General features: G+C 43.5%; 13 protein-coding genes. 6 read left to right on the top strand and 7 right to left on the bottom strand.

The features are described 5' to 3' along the window. Positions 1-20: 20 nt before the first annotated feature. From H4K34_RS06435 to trhO, 5 genes are all read right to left on the bottom strand, one after another. Positions 21-2,501 (bottom strand): DUF5686 family protein, encoded by a 2,481-nt coding sequence (locus H4K34_RS06435; RefSeq protein WP_210760002.1) that lies wholly within the window; start codon positions 2,499-2,501, stop codon positions 21-23. 143 nt (positions 2,502-2,644) lie between these two features. After that, a complete protein-coding gene (locus H4K34_RS06430) occupies positions 2,645-3,265 on the bottom strand; it encodes an HD domain-containing protein (RefSeq protein ID WP_210760001.1) in 621 nt (206 codons plus the stop codon). A gap of 121 nt (positions 3,266-3,386) precedes the next feature. Then, on the bottom strand, positions 3,387-4,532 hold the full coding sequence (hppD, locus tag H4K34_RS06425) for a 4-hydroxyphenylpyruvate dioxygenase (protein ID WP_210760000.1): 1,146 nt from the start codon (positions 4,530-4,532) through the stop codon (positions 3,387-3,389). A 31-nt stretch (positions 4,533-4,563) separates the two neighbouring features. After that, positions 4,564-5,724 carry a homogentisate 1,2-dioxygenase gene (locus tag H4K34_RS06420; RefSeq protein ID WP_210759999.1) on the bottom strand — a complete coding sequence of 387 codons (1,161 nt, stop codon included), beginning with the start codon at positions 5,722-5,724 and terminating at the stop codon, positions 4,564-4,566. A gap of 62 nt (positions 5,725-5,786) precedes the next feature. Beyond that, positions 5,787-6,839 carry an oxygen-dependent tRNA uridine(34) hydroxylase TrhO gene (gene trhO / locus H4K34_RS06415; protein WP_210759998.1) on the bottom strand — a complete coding sequence of 351 codons (1,053 nt, stop codon included), beginning with the start codon at positions 6,837-6,839 and terminating at the stop codon, positions 5,787-5,789. A gap of 173 nt (positions 6,840-7,012) precedes the next feature. On the opposite strand from trhO, the gene H4K34_RS06410 reads away from it, so the two are divergent. The 6 genes from H4K34_RS06410 to H4K34_RS06385 all read left to right on the top strand — a co-directional run bounded on the left by H4K34_RS06410 (position 7,013) and on the right by H4K34_RS06385 (position 16,290). Further along, on the top strand, positions 7,013-8,425 hold the full coding sequence (locus H4K34_RS06410) for a S41 family peptidase (protein WP_210759997.1): 1,413 nt from the start codon (positions 7,013-7,015) through the stop codon (positions 8,423-8,425). A 117-nt stretch (positions 8,426-8,542) separates the two neighbouring features. Beyond that, on the top strand, positions 8,543-9,202 hold the full coding sequence (locus H4K34_RS06405; RefSeq protein WP_210759996.1) for a hypothetical protein: 660 nt from the start codon (positions 8,543-8,545) through the stop codon (positions 9,200-9,202). Between the two features lie 290 nt (positions 9,203-9,492). Beyond that, the gene (locus tag H4K34_RS06400) at positions 9,493-10,350 is read left to right on the top strand and encodes a methylated-DNA--[protein]-cysteine S-methyltransferase (RefSeq protein WP_210759995.1); all 858 of its coding nucleotides are present in this window, start codon (positions 9,493-9,495) and stop codon (positions 10,348-10,350) included. 70 nt (positions 10,351-10,420) lie between these two features. Further along, positions 10,421-11,605 carry a TlpA family protein disulfide reductase gene (locus H4K34_RS06395; RefSeq protein WP_210759994.1) on the top strand — a complete coding sequence of 395 codons (1,185 nt, stop codon included), beginning with the start codon at positions 10,421-10,423 and terminating at the stop codon, positions 11,603-11,605. Positions 11,606-11,709: 104 nt separating this feature from the next. After that, positions 11,710-15,255: a TraB/GumN family protein gene (locus tag H4K34_RS06390; protein WP_210759993.1), complete on the top strand. Its 3,546-nt coding sequence runs from the start codon at positions 11,710-11,712 to the stop codon at positions 15,253-15,255. Between the two features lie 6 nt (positions 15,256-15,261). Then, a complete protein-coding gene (locus H4K34_RS06385; protein WP_210759992.1) occupies positions 15,262-16,290 on the top strand; it encodes a J domain-containing protein in 1,029 nt (342 codons plus the stop codon). Between the two features lie 39 nt (positions 16,291-16,329). Here H4K34_RS06385 and H4K34_RS06380 read toward each other — a convergent pair whose 3' ends face one another. After that, the gene (locus H4K34_RS06380; RefSeq protein WP_210759991.1) at positions 16,330-17,169 is read right to left on the bottom strand and encodes an SDR family oxidoreductase; all 840 of its coding nucleotides are present in this window, start codon (positions 17,167-17,169) and stop codon (positions 16,330-16,332) included. A gap of 54 nt (positions 17,170-17,223) precedes the next feature. After that, complete coding sequence (locus H4K34_RS06375; protein ID WP_210759990.1) at positions 17,224-17,634, bottom strand: Rrf2 family transcriptional regulator; 411 nt, start codon at positions 17,632-17,634, stop codon at positions 17,224-17,226. Positions 17,635-17,747 lie beyond the last annotated feature (113 nt).

Below are 17,747 nucleotides of genomic sequence, written 5' to 3'. Positions count from 1 at the left end.
CTGAGCACGGAAATGACGGCTTAAAAACTGAACTTGGAACTTAGCTTAAAGGCAAAGTTGTGTAATGGCTCTGCTAATTGATTAGGTCCGTAGCGGTAATAAACGCCAATTCCCAGTCCTAGTAGGTTACTCACATAAAGGCGGTTAAATTCCAAACCACTTTCAAAATAGCCATGTTTTAAATCCTTCACCCCAATATTTTTATGCAATTCTGGTTTGGCTAAAGTTCCAAAAGCTACCCGGTGCACCATCTCCAAATGGGGTTCAAAGCCGGGTCGTTTGTAAAAGGTGCTACGGAAATCCTGACGCCACATTAAACTGATCATGCGATCATTCAAGAATTCATTAAAGCGCATGGTTTCGAAAGCCTGGCGATCGGGAACCGAATAAAAGGTAGCCTCCCAATAATCGGAGCTATTGCGGAAGTTGGCCGCTGGACTAAAGAGCTTGCTTGCCGGAACATCACCCCAAACAGCGGCAGCACGCAAGCGAATGCTGGTTTCGCCATAACCCCGACTTAAGCGCTTGTACTCCGCTTGGAAAAGTGCGCGGGTATAATTGTAGTCTCCTTCCCAGTAATCGTTCATACCTTCACTCACCAGTAATGAAAATACTGGATACCGTTGGCGCAGCTTAATTTTCCCGATGGGGGTTTCTGCATATTCTTCGGCCGGAGCATAACGCAAGCCGACAGCCACTTCGCTAAATTCAAACCATTCCGGACTATCGCTGTAATCCAAAAATTGGTAGTTGCCCACGGTATTAAGCCTTTCGTGCAAGGTGCTGAAATCCAGTTGCACATTAGGGAGTGGGTCGATGCGCATACCCAGGCGGATTTGCTGATTGTAATCCCACTGCTCAATGCTGATGCGACGGTAATTATTTTGGAAAATGGATTGAGCTTCTATGCCAGGCATGCCAAATCCGGAAGTTTCAAAAATGTCGGATTTATAGCGGGCATAAACTTGCCAGCGCAGATTTTTATGGAGCTCATAATTGATATGTCCCCCGTATTTATGGGCCTTGTCCTTAAATCCATAAGCGTAAAATGCTCCCAATTTTAGGCGATCGTGAAAGCGTTCATTGGTTTCAAAAGCGGCACCCAGGCGAAACCCTTCGTAAACATTGTAATTGAGAACACTTCCGATATCCAGGTTTACATAGTAGATAGGTATATAACCTCTGCTTAGGGTGAGGAAGATATTCAAGCTGCGTTCAAAGTTCTCGGCCTCCGAAATACTGTCTACAAAGCTGTAGGTATTGGCTTCTAAACTATCTAATTCATCCCCGCGAAAGGCCTGCAATAAGGAATCTACCTCGGCTTGATCCTTTTCTTCTATGGTTAATTCGGCATGCGAGATATCCGAAAATTTAAACTTCGGATCCAAATCGATTCGCATCAGGCGGCGTCGCATAATTGCTCTGGGCACGGCTTTATTAAAGCTGATCATTCGCAGTTTGATATCCGCTTCAAAGGAAACGGGAAACCAGGTATGCGGTCCAAAACGGCGGTATTCTTGAGTGATCTCAATGGGCAAACTTTCTTCGGAAGCGGGAGTGGCACGAACATTCACAATCGCCCAATCGCGGGAGTCGATATTAATTACGCCTTGCAGGGCTTTAAAGCCGGTATTGGGTCGGGGACGAAAGCTAAGGGTGAAAATGGTATCGCCAGTTTCGGTGAAGAGGCTGTCTTCCAGAACAAAATAATAGCGTTTGGTGCTGCCCTTACTAATAGGGTTGAGGTATTCACCGCCGCTAATGCCGATATAGTCACTGTAAAAGGAGAAAGATTGCAATTGGGTAACCAACATGGCGAACATGGGGTTTTTAAAACCTGAAGTGCGGTTGGCAATCACCTCTTCATTATCCCTTGGGCGTTTGAATTTCCGCTGGGTGAGGGTCTCCATAAAGAAGAGATGCTTATCCGAAAAGTATTGATGCAGCTCGAAGCCAGAGCTATCAATCTTTACAATGCTATCCGGCTGATCCGCTTTCAAGCTGTCGATGCGATCCGAAAGCATTACCGTATCAATATCGGGATCGATAGAATCGAGGTTCAGGGTAACAATAAACTTGCTGTAGGAATAATAGCTGAATTGATCTAGTTCTTCCGGATCATTGGCCTCTTTGTTTCGAACCGCATTTTCGATCATGCGGTGGGCAGGATTTTCACCGGGTAAAACGGTCACTTCTCCTAAGGTAGTTGTGGTTTCAATCAGGACTACCACCTTGGCTTTCGCTTCTAAATTCGGACCGGTTAAGCTTTGGGCTTCAAAGCCGATATAGCTAAAATCTAGGTTTTTGATAGGAGTGCTACTCTCCAATTGATAGAATCCATCCAGATCGGTGGTTCCACCGCGGCCGCCTTTATTAATGGTAATATTTACGAAGGGTAGGCCTTTGCCCTCTTCGTCTACCACGCGACCTTCAATGCTATGTTGGGAGATAAGGGAAAAAGGGAGAATAAATAAAATACAGAGTTGTATCAGTGTCTTCATAGTGTGCATCTAAAGATACAGACACCGCATTTAGCATGCGAAGTTGCCTGATACCTATGATTGTTGTGTGAAAACTTTAAAGCCAGAACTTAATCAAAGTTTTGAAGGGTATATAAAATGGACTAAGCATCACAGCTGGAAATTCATAAACGTCCTAATTCCATTTTTAAGTTTTGACGTGCTTGTTTTTCATGAGAATCGCGAAACTCGGCGGTCTTAAAAATCCATTCCATGGCCAAGAAATGTTCCAGAACTTTTTTCCGGCCTTTGCGATATAGGTAATTAGGGTAAATAGAATATTCCTTGCGGATTTTTTGGCAATAGGACTCATAAACGGCAGGCTCATCGCCTAAGATGGCCAGATCAAAATCCAGCAGGAAATCACAGTCTTTGTCGCCAATATTTTCATGGCTTTTCGTTGCAAGAATTTGGGCCTGGCAATTTTGAATTTTCGAATTAGCTAAGCTTAATTTCTGCAATCGTTGGGTTGCCACTTCAGCACTTCTCTCTTCATTATCACTTTTAGTGGCCTGATACACGAAATCGTGGTAAAAGATGGAAAAAAGCAACGTATCCAAATCCTGAATAGATTGTTGAAACTTAAGCGCTAATTTCAACATATACTGCAAGTGCTCGAGATTGTGATAATGTCGCTTTGGGCTGGAATGAGCTTTCTCAATTTCAAGCCACAAATCTTCGATCAGCTGCTCTTCACTGGAGTACCTTGCAACTAATTGATGCCAGGTGTTTTTAAGCTCATTCATAGTTTCAGGATCAGGATTTGAGAACTAAGGTAACGGTCCTGAGTAAGTGTGCCTCATCCTGGAGCACAAAAAAAAACGCCCCGATATTCTCGAGGCGTTCTATAATTTTTAGCAGCACTACTTATAAAGTACCGCGGTTCGCTTGTTCGCGTTCAATAGATTCGAATAAGGCTTTAAAGTTTCCTTTTCCGAAGCTCTTGGCGCCTTTACGCTGAATGATCTCAAAGAACAAGGTAGGACGATCGGCTACCGGCTTAGTGAAAAGCTGTAGCAAATAACCTTCATCGTCGCGGTCTACCAAAATTCCGCGTTTGCGCAATTCGGAAACCTCTTCTTCGATGTCACCTACACGCTCGAGCAAATCATCATAATAAGTTTCGGGTACATATAGGAATTCTACACCTTGATCTTTTAAATGATCTACAGTGGTAATGATATCATTGGTAGCTACGGCGATATGCTGTACACCCGCACCATTGTAGAAGTCGATGTATTCCTCAATCTGAGATTTCTTCTTGCCTTCGGCAGGTTCGTTAATTGGGAATTTAATGCGGCCATTTCCATTGGTCATTACCTTACTCATTAAGGCAGTGTACTCGGTAGAAATGTCTTTATCATCAAATGATACCAATTGAGCGAAGCCCATAACACGCGCGTAGAAGTCAACCCATTTGTTCATCTCGCCCCAGCCTACATTACCTACCATATGGTCGATGTATTCTAAGCCGGCTCCCTTAGGATTGTAATGACTTTCCCAGCTTTTATAGCCTGGCATGAAAGGTCCATTGTACTCCGAACGGTCTACAAAAACGTGAACGGTGTCGCCATAAGTTTTAATGCCACTTAAGGTCACTTTTCCGTTTTCGTCTTCGATGGTGTAAGGTTCAAATGCTACCTCGGCGCCACGCTTGGTGGTTTCTTCAAAGCTTTTAGTGGCATCGTCAACCCAAAGGGCCACGTTTTTAACCCCGTCACCATGACGGTTCAAGTGATCGTTAATAGGGCCGCCTTCTCCTAGGGGAGTAGTAAGCACCAAACGAATTTTGTTTTGCTGTAAAACATAAGAAACACGGTCTTTTACACCAGTCTCCAATCCGGCATAAGCCACAGATTGAAAGCCAAAGGCTGTTTTGTAAAAGTGCGCCGCTTGCTTGGCATTACCAACATAGAGTTCTACGTGGTCGGTACCATTAAGAGGTAAGAAATCCTCAGCATCTGGGAATTCCTTTTTTAATTTAAGAGAAGTTGTATCGTAAAGTGTGTCCATAATAGAATCGCTTTTTTGCAAAGTTAGACGATTATTCGTCGAGCCAAGAACGATGATAGTTTTCGATCTCGATATCTAAGGCTGCCTGAGTCACTTTCAGAGGGCGGAAAGTATCTACCATAACGGCCCATTCCTGAGTCTCCTTCTGACCTATGCTGCGCTCGTAAGCTCCAGGATGGGGTCCGTGAGGAATACCGGCTGGGTGCAAGCTGATAAATCCTTTGTCCACATGATTGCGGCTCATAAAGTCACCATCTACATAGTATAATACCTCATCACTGTCGATATTACTATGATTGTAAGGAGCGGGAATCGCCTCAGGATGGTAATCGTACAAACGCGGAACAAAAGAGCAAACTACATATTGGGCACTCTCAAAAGTTTGGTGAACGGGTGGTGGTTGGTGTACCCTTCCGGTGATGGGTTCGAAGTCCTTAATATTAAAGGCATAGGGGTAGTTGAAACCATCCCAGCCTACTACGTCAAAAGGATGACTGGCATAGGTGATTTCATGCAAGATGCCTTCCTTCTTCACTTTGATCACAAAGTCACCCATTTCATCATGCACTTCCAGCTTTTCTGGTCCACGCATATCGCGTTCGCAGAAGGGGCTGTGCTCTAATAACTGACCGAAGTAGTTACGGTAGCGCTTAGGGATGTAAATAGGTTGGTAGGAATCGAGGATGAAAAGACGGTTGTCGGCATCATCAAATTCAATTTGATAGATCATGCCACGAGGAATCACCAAATAGTCACCATAGCCGAAAGGAATATTTCCCATCATGGTGCGCAGGGTGCCGGTACCGCGATGAATAAAAATCATCTCATCCGCATCGGCATTTTTGTAGAAGTATTCGGTTAAGCTCTTGGTAGGAGCCGCCAATGAAATGTGCACATCATTATTAAAGAGCACAGGAATACGGCTTTCCAGATAATCTTCTTTGGCCGGAACCTGGAAGCCTTGCAGCATGCGGCTGGTAATATTATGGTCCAGGGCGGCTTTGGGCTTGAGGTCGGCACCTACCTTCACATCCTTAACCATAGTCGGTCGATGCAAGTGGTAGAGTAGGGACGACATTCCACTAAAGCCTTCGGTACCAAAGAGCTGCTCGTAATGCAGATCTCCATTTTCCTTTCGGAAGGTGGTATGGCGCTTATGCGGAATCTTTCCTAATTTTTGATAAAATGGCATAGCAATCTTTTTTAAGAGGTTTCAAATATTCATTTTGTCTAAGAGGCGAAAAAGAACATTTGTCAGCTTTTGGTTTCTGGATGCAAATCGCCCCAGCGTCGATGACTGTGGAAACGCTTTTGGCTTTTTTTGCCTTTGCGGAGCTCTTTCTGCTCTTCTGCACTTAAATGCTGCACTTCCATACATTCTTCAGAGCAACATTTATCGTATTTCTCCGCGCATGTTGGGCATTGAATAAAGAGCAAATTACAAGCTACATTGGCACAGTTTACATGCACATCACAAGGCTCTCCACATTGATGACAATGTGAAATTACCTCATGGGAAATGCTTTCACCCAGGCGCTCATCAAATACAAAGTTCTTACCATGAAATTTGTTCGGTAATTCTTTGGTTTTAATTTGACGGGCATAATCTATAATACCACCATGTAACTGATTTACATCGGTAAAACCATGGTGTTTGAGGAAGGCAGAAGTTTTTTCGCAGCGAATACCACCGGTACAATAAAGGAGGATTTTATCACTTTCCTTGCCTTTGAGTTTTTCCAATACTTCGGGTAATTCTTCTCTAAAGGTTTCCGCTTGGGGAAGGATGGAGTTCTCGAAATGCCCGATTTCACTTTCATAGTGATTGCGCATATCTACAACAATAGCGCCTTCTTCCAATGCTTGGTTCCAGGATTCAGCATCGAGGTGAGTACCCACATTGGTTACATCGTAGTGATCATCGGCTAAGCCATCAGCCACAATGCGATCACGCACCTTAATTACCAATTTGAGGAAGGATTTACCATCATCTTCCACCGCAATTTTAAAGGGGATGTCTTTGAACTCTTCCTTGGCATGCAGCTCCTTTACGAATTGCTCCCAATTTTGTTCGGGTACATTCATTTGAGCATTGATACCTTCACGAGCCACATAAATACGGCCCAGGCAGTTTAGCTCAGTCCACTCTTGATATAAACGATCGCGCATGGCTTGCGGATCATCGAGTATAACGTATCGATAAAAAGATACGGTAATGCGTTTAAAGTCTTCGGCCATCAGGCGCGCTTCCAGCTCTTCCCGACTGTAGCGGTTTACCAGATTCTTTTTTCCGGCATTGGGATCCATAGACAGAAATTTTTGCAAAAGTACGAAAGCGAAAAAGGGGGAATATGACAAATGTTAGCTTTAAAGCTTCCACTCATCAATAGACAAGCCTTTTAGGGCACTAATAGCAAGTATTGACTTGTACTTTTCAGCTGCTGGTCGGATATTGAAGAGTCAAACCAATCCAACCTTTTATGAAAAAGCTGGGCTACCTATTGCTTCCGCTGATTCTTTTCAGTTGTCAGAATCCTGCTTCCAGTCCCAAAGATGAAAAGCTTGCTCAAGAGCTTATGCAAGTGGCAGATAGTATTTCGCAATTAATGGCTAGTTACCATTATAATCCGGGTGAATTGCAAGGCGATGCCTATTTAGAGGTAGAGCAAAAGGTAAAGGAGCTGGCTCAAAATGCGCAAAGCAAAGCTGAGTTTAGAGAGGGTTTTAATGGCCTTTGGCAGGATGGCCCCTTCTCGCATGTAAGCTTGGTAGACATGGAAAGACCGGCTACTGCCATGGCTGATTTTGTGGATAGCCTTAGAGTGGGGGATCATGCAGTTTCCTTGGAATGGATGGGGAAAACGGCCTTACTAGCGCTTACAACCATGACGGGCATCGATACCAAGGAGCGAGTTTTTGCGGCTTTTCAGGAAATAGCTAAGCAATCGGCAGATACCCTGATACTAGATCTCCGCAATAATACCGGTGGAACCTTTGCCGGGGTGCCCCTGATCGGGCATATTATAGAAGCACCCCTGGATGCTGGTTTTTTTGTTTCACGCAAATGGTGGAAAAAGCACAGTGAGACTCCGGGTTTTAGTGATGTGCAAGATTTGAGATCCTGGAGGGGTTGGTCGTTAAAGGCCTTTTGGCATGATGTACAAGAAGCGGAACTAAGCAGAGTGCAATTCGAAGTAATGGAACCTCATTTTGCCGGTCCGGTTTATGTGCTGATAAGTTCTAAAACCGCTAGTGCCGCAGAATTCACGGCCGATGCTTTGGCAAATGTGGAGAGCGTAACTTTAATCGGAGAGCGAACTGCGGGTCAAATGCTTTCGCAGAAGATGTTTGATTTGCCTCAAGGATTGCAATTGTCGCTGCCCATCGCCGAATATTATTCTACGCGCATGGGTCGTATTGAGGGCAAAGGAGTCGCTCCGGAAATTGAGATTGATCAGAGCCAGGCTTTGAATTTAGCAAGGGCTTTGTGCAGGGGAGCTAATTTGGATACGACTATGGCCATGCTTCAGGCGGAGCTGGATACCAAGAAAGCTCAACCTCTGGCCGGAGAAGAAATCTACCTTTTAGGTTCGATGAATGATTGGGGCAAGGATTGGCAAAACAGTCCTCAATTTAAGTATATCGGAAAGGGGCAGTTTGAAGCGACACTCAGCCTTGAGAAAGGAAGCTATGAATTTAAGATTGCCCCCATGAATTGGGAATTTGATTTTGGGGCCGCAACAGATCAAGGTTTTATGGAATTAGGTGCAGAGCAAAGCCTGGTGAAGAAAGGGGGGAGCCCAAATCTAAAATTAAACCTTGATGCCAAGACTGAAGTGCATTTCATTTTAGACTTATCGGATGAAAATGATCCGGTGCTTAGAGTAAGTTAGGTCATTGGTCAGGACTTTCTTTTGATGGACATTCTGAAAATCGATGGCCGCTTATGGGGGTATTGATTCGGACTTGAATTAATTTGCAAGGAATTATTCGAACCTAAATTCCGAATCGTGAAGACATCATTTGCCTCCGTCCTTTTAGTGTTTCTTATTTCTGCTTGTTCCAGCAAGCAGGCGGAAACTTCGGCAAGTCAAGAAGTTGAAATGACCTTTACCAAGGATGGTCAGCAGATAACCAAAACCGTTGAGATTGATACGGCTACTTTCAATCTGTTGGAAGCCCTAATGGAAGGGAGGAAACCTGAGGATTTGATTAAAGAAGAGAATGATTCCATCTTTTCAGAAGATGGCAGATTGTATTATGTGGTTTTAGGCAATGATGCTTATGGTGCGGTGATTAAAAAATTCATTTACAATGAAAAAGGTCAACTCGTTCGCCTCGTGGGCTATAATAAAGAGGGCAGTATTGCGCCTTTTTTTGAGTATGTGGCCATACATGAACAAGATTATGATACGGAAGGTCGCTTGATTGAAGAGCGCTTTTTTGATGCCAATGGGGCCTTTGTGGGGCCAGGTTCAGTTCCCCCAATTCTGCAGTTAAAGTACGATGAACGCGGTAATAAAAAGGAGATCATTTATCTGGATGCCAATCGCAAGATGTACGAAGGATTAACCCGCATTTTATTTGAGTACAATGAGGAGAACAAGCTGATTCGAAAACTCTCATATAATGCTAAGGGAGAGATTGTGGGTGAAGAGACTTATCAATAATCAATGACTATCCAGCAATTAATCTTCTAGTCCAAATAAACCAAAATCATGATTAAACATCTCGCCCTTTTCATTTTGCTTTTCATCATTTTAGCTGCACGTAAGCGTAAGAAATCGCAATCGGAAGAATAGATTGGGCTGTGTTAATGGTTTAGCTTTCAGTGATTTACTTTTAAATTTTACCGCTGAATCTAAATCTAGTGCCATGAAGATTAATCAGCCAAAGAGCGCAAGTTTCGGATTGCTGTTTCAAAAAGCATGAAGCACTTTTGCCTCAATTGCAGCCTAAAATGAAGCAGGAAGAAAGCCTCAATTATCAGCGCATCGCTAGGGTGATTGAATACATTCAAAATCATTACCAGGAGCAGCCAAGCCTGGAAGAACTAGCTGCCCAGGTGCATTTAAGTCCTTTTCATTTTCAACGATTATTTCGCGATTGGGCAGGCACTAGTCCTAAGAAGTTCCTGCAATACACCAGTTTAAATCATGCCAAGAAATTGCTGGCGGAGCAAGAAGCTTCCTTAGCAGAAACTGCCTTTCAAACGGGCCTATCCGGCACCAGCCGACTGCATGATCTCTTTATCAATATCCAGGGCATGAGTCCGGCGGAGTATAAAAGGGGAGGCGAAAATCTGAACATTCATTATAGTTTGGCCGAAAGTCCTTTTGGTCAGCTGATTGTGGCTTCCACCCCTAAAGGACTTTGCTATCTGGCTTTCGCGGAATCCGATGTTCAAGCATTAGAGGGCTTGAAAAATGAATTTCCGAGGGCTACTTTTTTAGTGGGTTCCGATCTAAATCAAGAGAGGGCTTTGCGCTTTTTTAGAAGGGATTGGACCGAATTGCCACAAATAAAACTGCATTTAAAAGGAACCGAATTTCAATTGCAGGTTTGGGAGGCACTTTTGAAAATTCCATCAGCGCAAGTGGCTACTTATGGAACCTTGGCCAGCCAAATTGGCAAGCCCAAAGCCTCGCGAGCGGTAGGTACGGCCATCGGCTCCAATCCCATTGCTTATCTGATTCCCTGTCATCGGGTGATTCGCGCTTCAGGAGAATTAGGGGGTTACCGTTGGGATCCTTTGCGTAAGCGAGCCATCTTGGGCTGGGAAGCGGCTGAGCAAGATGCTCAAAGATCCAATAATTGAAAATTGCTCTTTGCTTATCCTAAAAGCGAATTATAAGCGTTGATTAGCTAGTTCCAAAAAAACGCGCTGCATGAAAATCCCTTTGTTCCTGACTGTTTTATCGCTTTTCTGTTTTTCTTTAGTTCAAGGGCAAGCACTGCGAGTAGGGGATACGGTACCCAATTATGTGTTTCAAGAAGTTATTAATGGAGATCAAAAGCCCATTTCATTAAGCTCGCAGAACAACAAGCCATTGCTGATCGATTTTTGGGCGACCTGGTGTGCGCCCTGTATCCCTGCATTGCATAAAATGGAGGAATGGCAAATTGAGTTTGAAGGACAAATTGACTTCATCAGCGTATCTGCCGACAGCCAAGAAAATCTATCGCGCTTTTTGCAAAATTCACCGCTCTCCATTCCGGTGGTCTGGGATACCAGCCATCGCGAAATCTTCCCCTACCGCTATGTGCCGCATACGGTTTTGATCGATTCCCAGGGGCTTATTCTTTATATGGGTAGTCCAAAAAAATTGAATAGTGCTATCCTGCAAAAATTGATTGATGGCGAGGATTTGCAGCTACCGGAAGAAGAAAAAGCAGCTAAGTCTGACTATCATTTATTGGAGACTTATCAGGAGGAAGCTTTTCAATATCGCTTGAGCTCCGAGCAAAAAGGCTGGTCCTTTAAAAACGAAATCCAACGCGATGAAGATGGTAAGCCTAGGGCGCTTGATTTTCGAAATGTGTCATTATATCGCCTTTTGGCGGATGTCTATCAATTGTCCTCCGTAGCTCGGATTTACAGTGAGGAAGAGGTAGCGGCCCATCGTAAATACTGTTTTAGCCTGGAGCAGGATTCGCAGTACCCGGTGGAAATTATGGAGCATGCTCAAGCTATTTTAAATTCTCATTTAGAATATGAAGCAAGCTGGCAAGCTGTAGTCCTGGATTCAGTTTGTGTTTTGGAAGTATTGGACAGCACCAAACTGCCTTCGATTTCAAAAGAGGAAGAGCGCTATTTTGAATACCGCGGTCCATATTATTTGGGAAAAAAGGTCAGCACTTATGATTTGATCAAATACCTTGAGAATGAAGTGCAATTGCCAGTTAAGGATAAAGCTATGCTGGGCTATGCTTTCGATATGGAGCTGAATTGGACCTATGGGGATGGCAAAAGCCTTAATCGCGAATTAGCAAAATACGGTCTGCTGATCAAATGGTCGGAACAGCCGGAAGCGGTCGATTTACTGCTGCTTAAATCTAAAAGTGGCAATTAAAGACTCTAAAATCGGGCTTTTGGTATCGGATTCCCCGGTGCTAGCTTTTTCTGTTTTATACTTGTAAACTCGTATTAATCATCTCGTATCCTAACTGATTTTTCATGTATCGTTTTCTTTTAAGCTTCCTTTTGCTTCCCCTCTTTAGCTTCGCACAAATCAATAAAGAGTATCAGGGTTTGCTTTGGAAGATATCCGGCAATGGCCTCGAAGAAGCTTCCTATCTCTATGGCACCATGCACGTGAGTAATCGGGTAGCCTTTCACCTCAGTGAAACTTTTTTTGAAGCGCTGGACAATGCAGATTATGTGGCACTGGAAACCAATCCGGAGACCTGGGTTGCCGATTTAACCAGCTCTGAACTTTACCGCGATCTCTTTAAAATGTCCTATCAGTACAATCAGTACATGATGCCGCTCTATAATTCCTTTAATCCTAAGGAACCCCAACAACAAGACTGGGAGTATTATTTGGCGCGCGATCAGGATTTGCTGAATAATCTATTGTATCGTCTCGATCAACAGGATCAGGACTTCGCCGAAAGTACCTATCTGGACCTATTCATTTTTCAAGCCGGTCGAAAAGCGGGCAAAACCATTTATGCTCTGGAAGACTATGAAGAGTCCTATAAGAGTGTGCTAAAGGCTAGTCGTCAAGATGAAGATGCGGTGTACATTACCGATAGACAAGCCCGCGATCTTTTGGGTGACTTTACAGATTGGCAAACCTTGATGGAAGATGCCTACCGACGTGGTGACCTCGATTTGATTGATACCCTTAATTCTGTGCTTTATCCCGGTAAATATTACCGTAAGAATATGCTCGACGATCGCAATAAGGTTATGGTAGCGGGCATGGATTCTTTAATGCAGGCCGGAGTGCTTTTCACTGGCGTCGGTGCTTCTCACTTGCCAGGTAAAATGGGGCTAATTAATCTCTTACGCGAGAAGGGTTATACGGTGGAAGCCGAAAATCGGGCGGTTACCACCACCAGCATCAGCCGTAAGGATGAAATTGATGCAATAATTCTTAGTGCAGAGCCACAGGACTTTATTTCGGATGATTTTTTTATCCAAGCACAGGTCCCGGGTAAAATGATCAAATTCTTAAGTCAGCCTTACCAAGAGTATGTTTTTGCCGATATGGTGAACGGGGGTTTTTACAGCATTCGTCGGATACCTACCTATGGACCGGTTTATGGAAAGGACCGTGCATTTTATCAAGGGCGAATTGATAGCATGCTTTTCGAGAATATTCCCGGTAAAATATTATCCAAGGATACCATTCAAGTTTCAGGATTTCCAGCTTTCGATATTAAGAATGAAACTCGCACCGGCGACCATCAGCATTATCAAATTGTATTTACAGATTTAGAGGTCATCATCTTTAAAGTGGGTGGACATAAGGACTTTGCCCAATCGGCCTTGCCGAAAGCTTTTTTTAAGAGCCTAGAATTAAACTCTTTTGATGATACAGAAAAGTACCGCCCCCAGTTTGAGGGTTTTGAGCTCCGGATGCCCGGTTCTTTGCGAACGGAGCAATATGAAGCAGCCTTTGCGAATCCTTATTATACCTTTTGGGTCCAATCCTTTGATGAAGGTGAATACTATGCTGCGGCCTTGCGCCAGTACTATGATTTCGATTATTTCGAAGAAGACGATTTTGAACTCAAATACCTGATAGAGAAAATCGCGGACGACAAGAAGTTGGAAGTAGATACGATCTATTTGGATGCAGGGGAGAGCACAACTTTCAGTCGCTTTGTTCTAAAGAATAAAAAGGAAGAAAAGATCTTCGGGCAAGTACATATACAAGGTCCAAAGTATGTAATGATGATGACCACGGCCCAGGATCAGGCTGAGCAAGAAAGCTTCTTTAATTCTTTTGCATTTACACCCTGGCAGTATGAAGATGAATTTCAAGAATATCAGGATTCAGTACTGCATCTGCGATTGGAGAGTCCGGTAAAACCGAATGATTATGAGTCTTTTTTAGCGGGATTAAGTCAGTCCAGAGGCTATCAATCCGATGAAGATCATTCCTATCGAGGCGAAGTAAAGGAGAAAGTGCTGACTTACAGTCCTAGCGGAGAGCAAATTAAAGTTCGCCTGGAAACAGAGCATATTTATGCATCCTATCTCAAGCTGGAAGATTATTGGTTAGAGAAGATTAATGACTTTAGTGATGAGCAAGGTTTACAGCTGATCAGCGATTCAACCCTTTATACCAGGCAAGACAGTAATTACCTGAGTGAAGCCAAAGTCCTGGTTTTTAGTGATACCAATACCCATCGTCAAATTAAGACCAAGTGGATTCTAGAAAATGGTGCCCTCTATTCTTTATGGACGCTGAGCGATAGTTTGGGCTATAATTCTGCTTTTGCGGAAAGAGCCCTGGCAAGCTTCCAACCCGCAGGAGATACCATTTTTGGTAAGCCCATTACTCTGCCTAAGGCGGATCTCTTTTTTGAAGCTTTAGACAGTCGCGACAGTGTTCGCCTATTCGAGGCATCGAATTCGGTATATAAGGTGGATTTTGTGGAAGAGGATGCTGATCGGATTAAAGATTATGTCTTGAATTATGAGCAGGAAGGTTTTGATCGGACGGCACGATTAAAGCTTTTGAACCGACTCTCTTGGCTGGATAATGAAAAGCATATTCCCTTTTTAGAGGATTTGTATTATGATAAATTAGACTCTTCAGCCTATCAGTTTAAGATCCTTGAAACCCTGGTAGATTTTAATGGTAAGGAAGGTAATAAGAGCTTTAAAAAGCTGATTATGGATGAGCCTCCCTTTACAGCTACATCCTATATCTATAGCCAACTATTTGAAGAGTTCAGAGATACTATTGAATTGGCACCGATCATTTATCCGGATATTCTACCTCTAACTGACTTCGAGGATTATCGCTCGGAGATTTACGAATTATTAGCTGAGCTGCTGGACAGCGGCTTAGTGAAGGGCGGTGATTATAAGTCTAAATACAAGTCATTGCTACTTTTTGCCAAGGTAGAACTGAAAAAGCAACATGCCTCCGACGAGTCCACCAATACCTATAGCCGCAAGAAAACAGTAAACTCAGAATTAGTAACCTATACCAAACTGCTGCGCCCATTTGCGCGCAAGAAAGAAGTACAGGAGCAGTATCGGAAAACCCTTAGTGTTCGCAATGAAGCGGTTTTGGCGGATTTAGTAGTGGTGATGGATCCTTATTGGGAGGTACCAGACTCCACCTGGAATTCGCTGGCTAAGAAACCAAAGGCCTTTTATAAGGTCTATCCATATTTACAGAAAAACGATAAGCTAAAGGTCTTGGATGAGAAATACCGCAGCCGCGAATATTATGCCCAGAGTATATTGGAATACAATCGCTATTCGAGCTATGACACGGTTTCCTTTATAGGCAGTGAAAAGGTGGAGATTAAAGCCTATCCCGCCGAGGTCTTTTTCTTTAGAGCTCGAAATGAAGATGATAAACTTTGGAAGTTAATGTACCTGGTGGTTGAGGATAAAGAAAAGCTGAGTGCTGAATATGCTATGGTCCGCGAAGGTGAGACTTACAATGAGAATATTGCGGATATGGATGAGGTGATCAAAGATGCCTTAAAAGAGATTAAGCTCTATGGTCGAGAGCGAGTAGTAGATTAAGTGGAAGTGCTCGAGAAATACTATCATGTTCTTGGTTTGGAGGAGGGGGCCAACTTTGCAGAGGTGAAGGAGGCCTATCGAAAGCAAGCCAAAATGCTTCATCCGGATCTCAATAAAAGTGCAAGCGCTCAGGAGGACTTTGTATTTCTTAATGAAGCTTATGAGTTTTTCCTGAATCAGAATGCAAGAAAAAGGGCAAAGGCGCAGAAGGATGGATGGTCAAGCCATTTTAAGCAGGAGGCCGACAGTGAAGAATGGCAGGCAGAAATAGAAAGGGCAAGAGAGCGTGCGGCTCAATTTGCGAAAATGCCCTACGAGGATTTTGTGGAAAGCAGCTTTTACAAGACTACCGGATCCTTAATGGTGATTGCCGACTTTTTAAATATCAGTACAGCTTTTTTTCTGGTATTTGGTGGCCCCTCGATTGGCTATTTATTGAAGGGTACCTATGGCTTGGTGGGAGGCTTGGTTTTGGTGTTTATTACCACTCCATTTTGGGCTAAGATATTAATCCATAAACAAGCTCGGATAGATTTTCTTGAGCTCGGGAAGGCTATACTTCAAGTGCTGGGAAGCAAGGTTTTATGGGTCTCCTTAGCTTATTTACTCAACTTCTTTTTAATTGTACGGATAGGCTTTAGAACCTTAATTCCGCTCTGGTGGCTTTTTGCCTTATTGGCAGGATTAATTGCCGGAATTTACGGTCTGGAAAGGCTGTTAAAAAAATACAATTTAAGAGCTTGGTTTTGGGGGCCGGCGATTTTGAACACCTTTTTACTGCTAAACTTTAGTTTGAGTTCTCATCCAGTGGTAGAGAACTATGCTTTTATGCGAGGAGAGCAGAACCTTAAAAATGGTAGGCAAAAAACCACTTTTATTTATCTCGAGGGAGATCAATATGCTCAGTATTGGGGCCCGCGCTTGTTTTTTGATTACAAGGCGATGGAAGGAGCTGATTTAATAAGTTATACCATAGAGGAAGGTCTCTTTGGCTTAAGAGTAGTAAAACAATCCGAGTTTAAAAAGGCGGATTGACCCGATAGTCTTCAGGTCAATCCGCAGGAAGGGAAATGATTAAGCCAATGCTTCTTTAATGGCGACAGAATAAGGAGTGGTAGGACGACCAATCAGTTTGGAGAGCATTTTGCCATCATCAAAGAGATCGCCTTTGGAGGCACATACATCCCAGCTGGCTAAGCCTTCCGCAAAAGCATCAGGAATACCAAATCCTTTTAGGGCCTGAGCAAAGTCTTTCTCAGCGAGGTTTTGGTAGGGAATGTCCTTGCCACTTTGCTTGGAGATTTCCTGCGCAAATTCGCTAAGGGTGTATGCATGGTCGCCGGCTAATTCATAGGTTTTACCTTCATGACCTTCTTCGGTAAGTACTACTGCCGCGGCCTCAGCGTAGTCAATGCGACTGGCAGAAGCAATTTTTCCGTCTGCAGCGCTACCAATAAAGGCACCACCTTGTAAGGCTCCAGGAATAGAAGCGGTGTAGTTTTCGGTATACCAGCCATTGCGAAGAATGGTATAGCTAAGGTCGGAAGACTTTAAGCGTAATTCGGTAGTGAGATGTTCTCCGGCCAAACTGATTTGGGAGCTGTCGGCGCGTAAAATGCTGGTGTAAACAATGCGCTTAACCTGAGCTTTTTCGGCCGCGGAAATTACATTTTCATGCTGACGGGCACGGCTACCAATTTCGTTCCCGGAAATTAGCAGTAAGGTTTCGATACCTTCCAGTGCCGAAGCTAATTCTTCCGGTTTTTCATAATCAAAGACACGGGCTTCGATCCCTTCAATATTAGCTGGATTACGAATCAGGGCTACCAGATTACCGGCATCAGTTCTTTTCTTTAATTGTTCAATAACATGGTTTCCTAATTGGCCGCTAGCGCCAGTGATTCCTATTTTCATGGATTTATGATTTATATGTAATAAAATTTGTTACAATTTTGATTAAAAAAAGACCTAGTGAAATTCTGCTCTAAAGCTGGCTACACTATGCGCTTCTAATTCCTTTAAAAGTACCTGATCAATATCTTGATAGAGAACAGTCAGTTTCTGATTTATTTGTTTGCCGATGGGGCATTCGGGGCTGGGTTGGGCATGGCGTTTACCTAAAACCTCAGAGTTTTTGACGGCTAAATAAATTTCGGCCAGACTAATTTTCTGCGGATCCTTAGCCAGAGTACTGCCCCCGTTTTTTCCCTTACGACTTTGTACTAAGCCTGCCTCATGCAGCACAATAAGCTCTTTGCGCACTACCACCGGATTCACATTAAGGCTACCGGCAATCCACTCCGAATTTAACCACTCACCCGGACTATCCGCCAGGAGGGTTAAAATGTGAAGGGCGCTTGCAAATCGAGTATTGTTCATAGCGGTGACAAAGGTAAACTAATTTTTAAATGTAACAAAAGAAGTTACATTTAAATGTTTCGCTAGATAGTTTGAAAGGGGGAAGTATATTCCTTTTCCTTCCCCCCTTTTCA

It is taken from the genome of Croceimicrobium hydrocarbonivorans, from assembly GCF_014524565.1.
GTDB lineage: Bacteria > Bacteroidota > Bacteroidia > Flavobacteriales > Schleiferiaceae > Croceimicrobium > Croceimicrobium hydrocarbonivorans.
Note: the sequence above shows the minus strand (reverse complement) of the source record. Positions and strands in the feature narration are given on the sequence as shown.

What these genes read in the sequence shown, in the direction of transcription:
- H4K34_RS06380 (WP_210759991.1), bottom strand. Translation starts at nt 17,169, where the DNA reads ATGAAAATAGGAATCACTGGCGCTAGCGGCCAATTAGGAAACCATGTT.
- trhO (WP_210759998.1), bottom strand. Translation starts at nt 6,839, where the DNA reads ATGGATCCCAATGCCGGAAAAAAGAATCTGGTAAACCGCTACAGTCGG.
- hppD (WP_210760000.1), bottom strand. Translation starts at nt 4,532, where the DNA reads ATGGACACACTTTACGATACAACTTCTCTTAAATTAAAAAAGGAATTC.
- H4K34_RS06435 (WP_210760002.1), bottom strand. Translation starts at nt 2,501, where the DNA reads ATGAAGACACTGATACAACTCTGTATTTTATTTATTCTCCCTTTTTCC.
- H4K34_RS06375 (WP_210759990.1), bottom strand. Translation starts at nt 17,634, where the DNA reads ATGAACAATACTCGATTTGCAAGCGCCCTTCACATTTTAACCCTCCTG.
- H4K34_RS06400 (WP_210759995.1), top strand. Translation starts at nt 9,493, where the DNA reads ATGAAGCAGGAAGAAAGCCTCAATTATCAGCGCATCGCTAGGGTGATT.
- H4K34_RS06410 (WP_210759997.1), top strand. Translation starts at nt 7,013, where the DNA reads ATGAAAAAGCTGGGCTACCTATTGCTTCCGCTGATTCTTTTCAGTTGT.
- H4K34_RS06420 (WP_210759999.1), bottom strand. Translation starts at nt 5,724, where the DNA reads ATGCCATTTTATCAAAAATTAGGAAAGATTCCGCATAAGCGCCATACC.
- H4K34_RS06390 (WP_210759993.1), top strand. Translation starts at nt 11,710, where the DNA reads ATGTATCGTTTTCTTTTAAGCTTCCTTTTGCTTCCCCTCTTTAGCTTC.
- H4K34_RS06395 (WP_210759994.1), top strand. Translation starts at nt 10,421, where the DNA reads ATGAAAATCCCTTTGTTCCTGACTGTTTTATCGCTTTTCTGTTTTTCT.
- H4K34_RS06430 (WP_210760001.1), bottom strand. Translation starts at nt 3,265, where the DNA reads ATGAATGAGCTTAAAAACACCTGGCATCAATTAGTTGCAAGGTACTCC.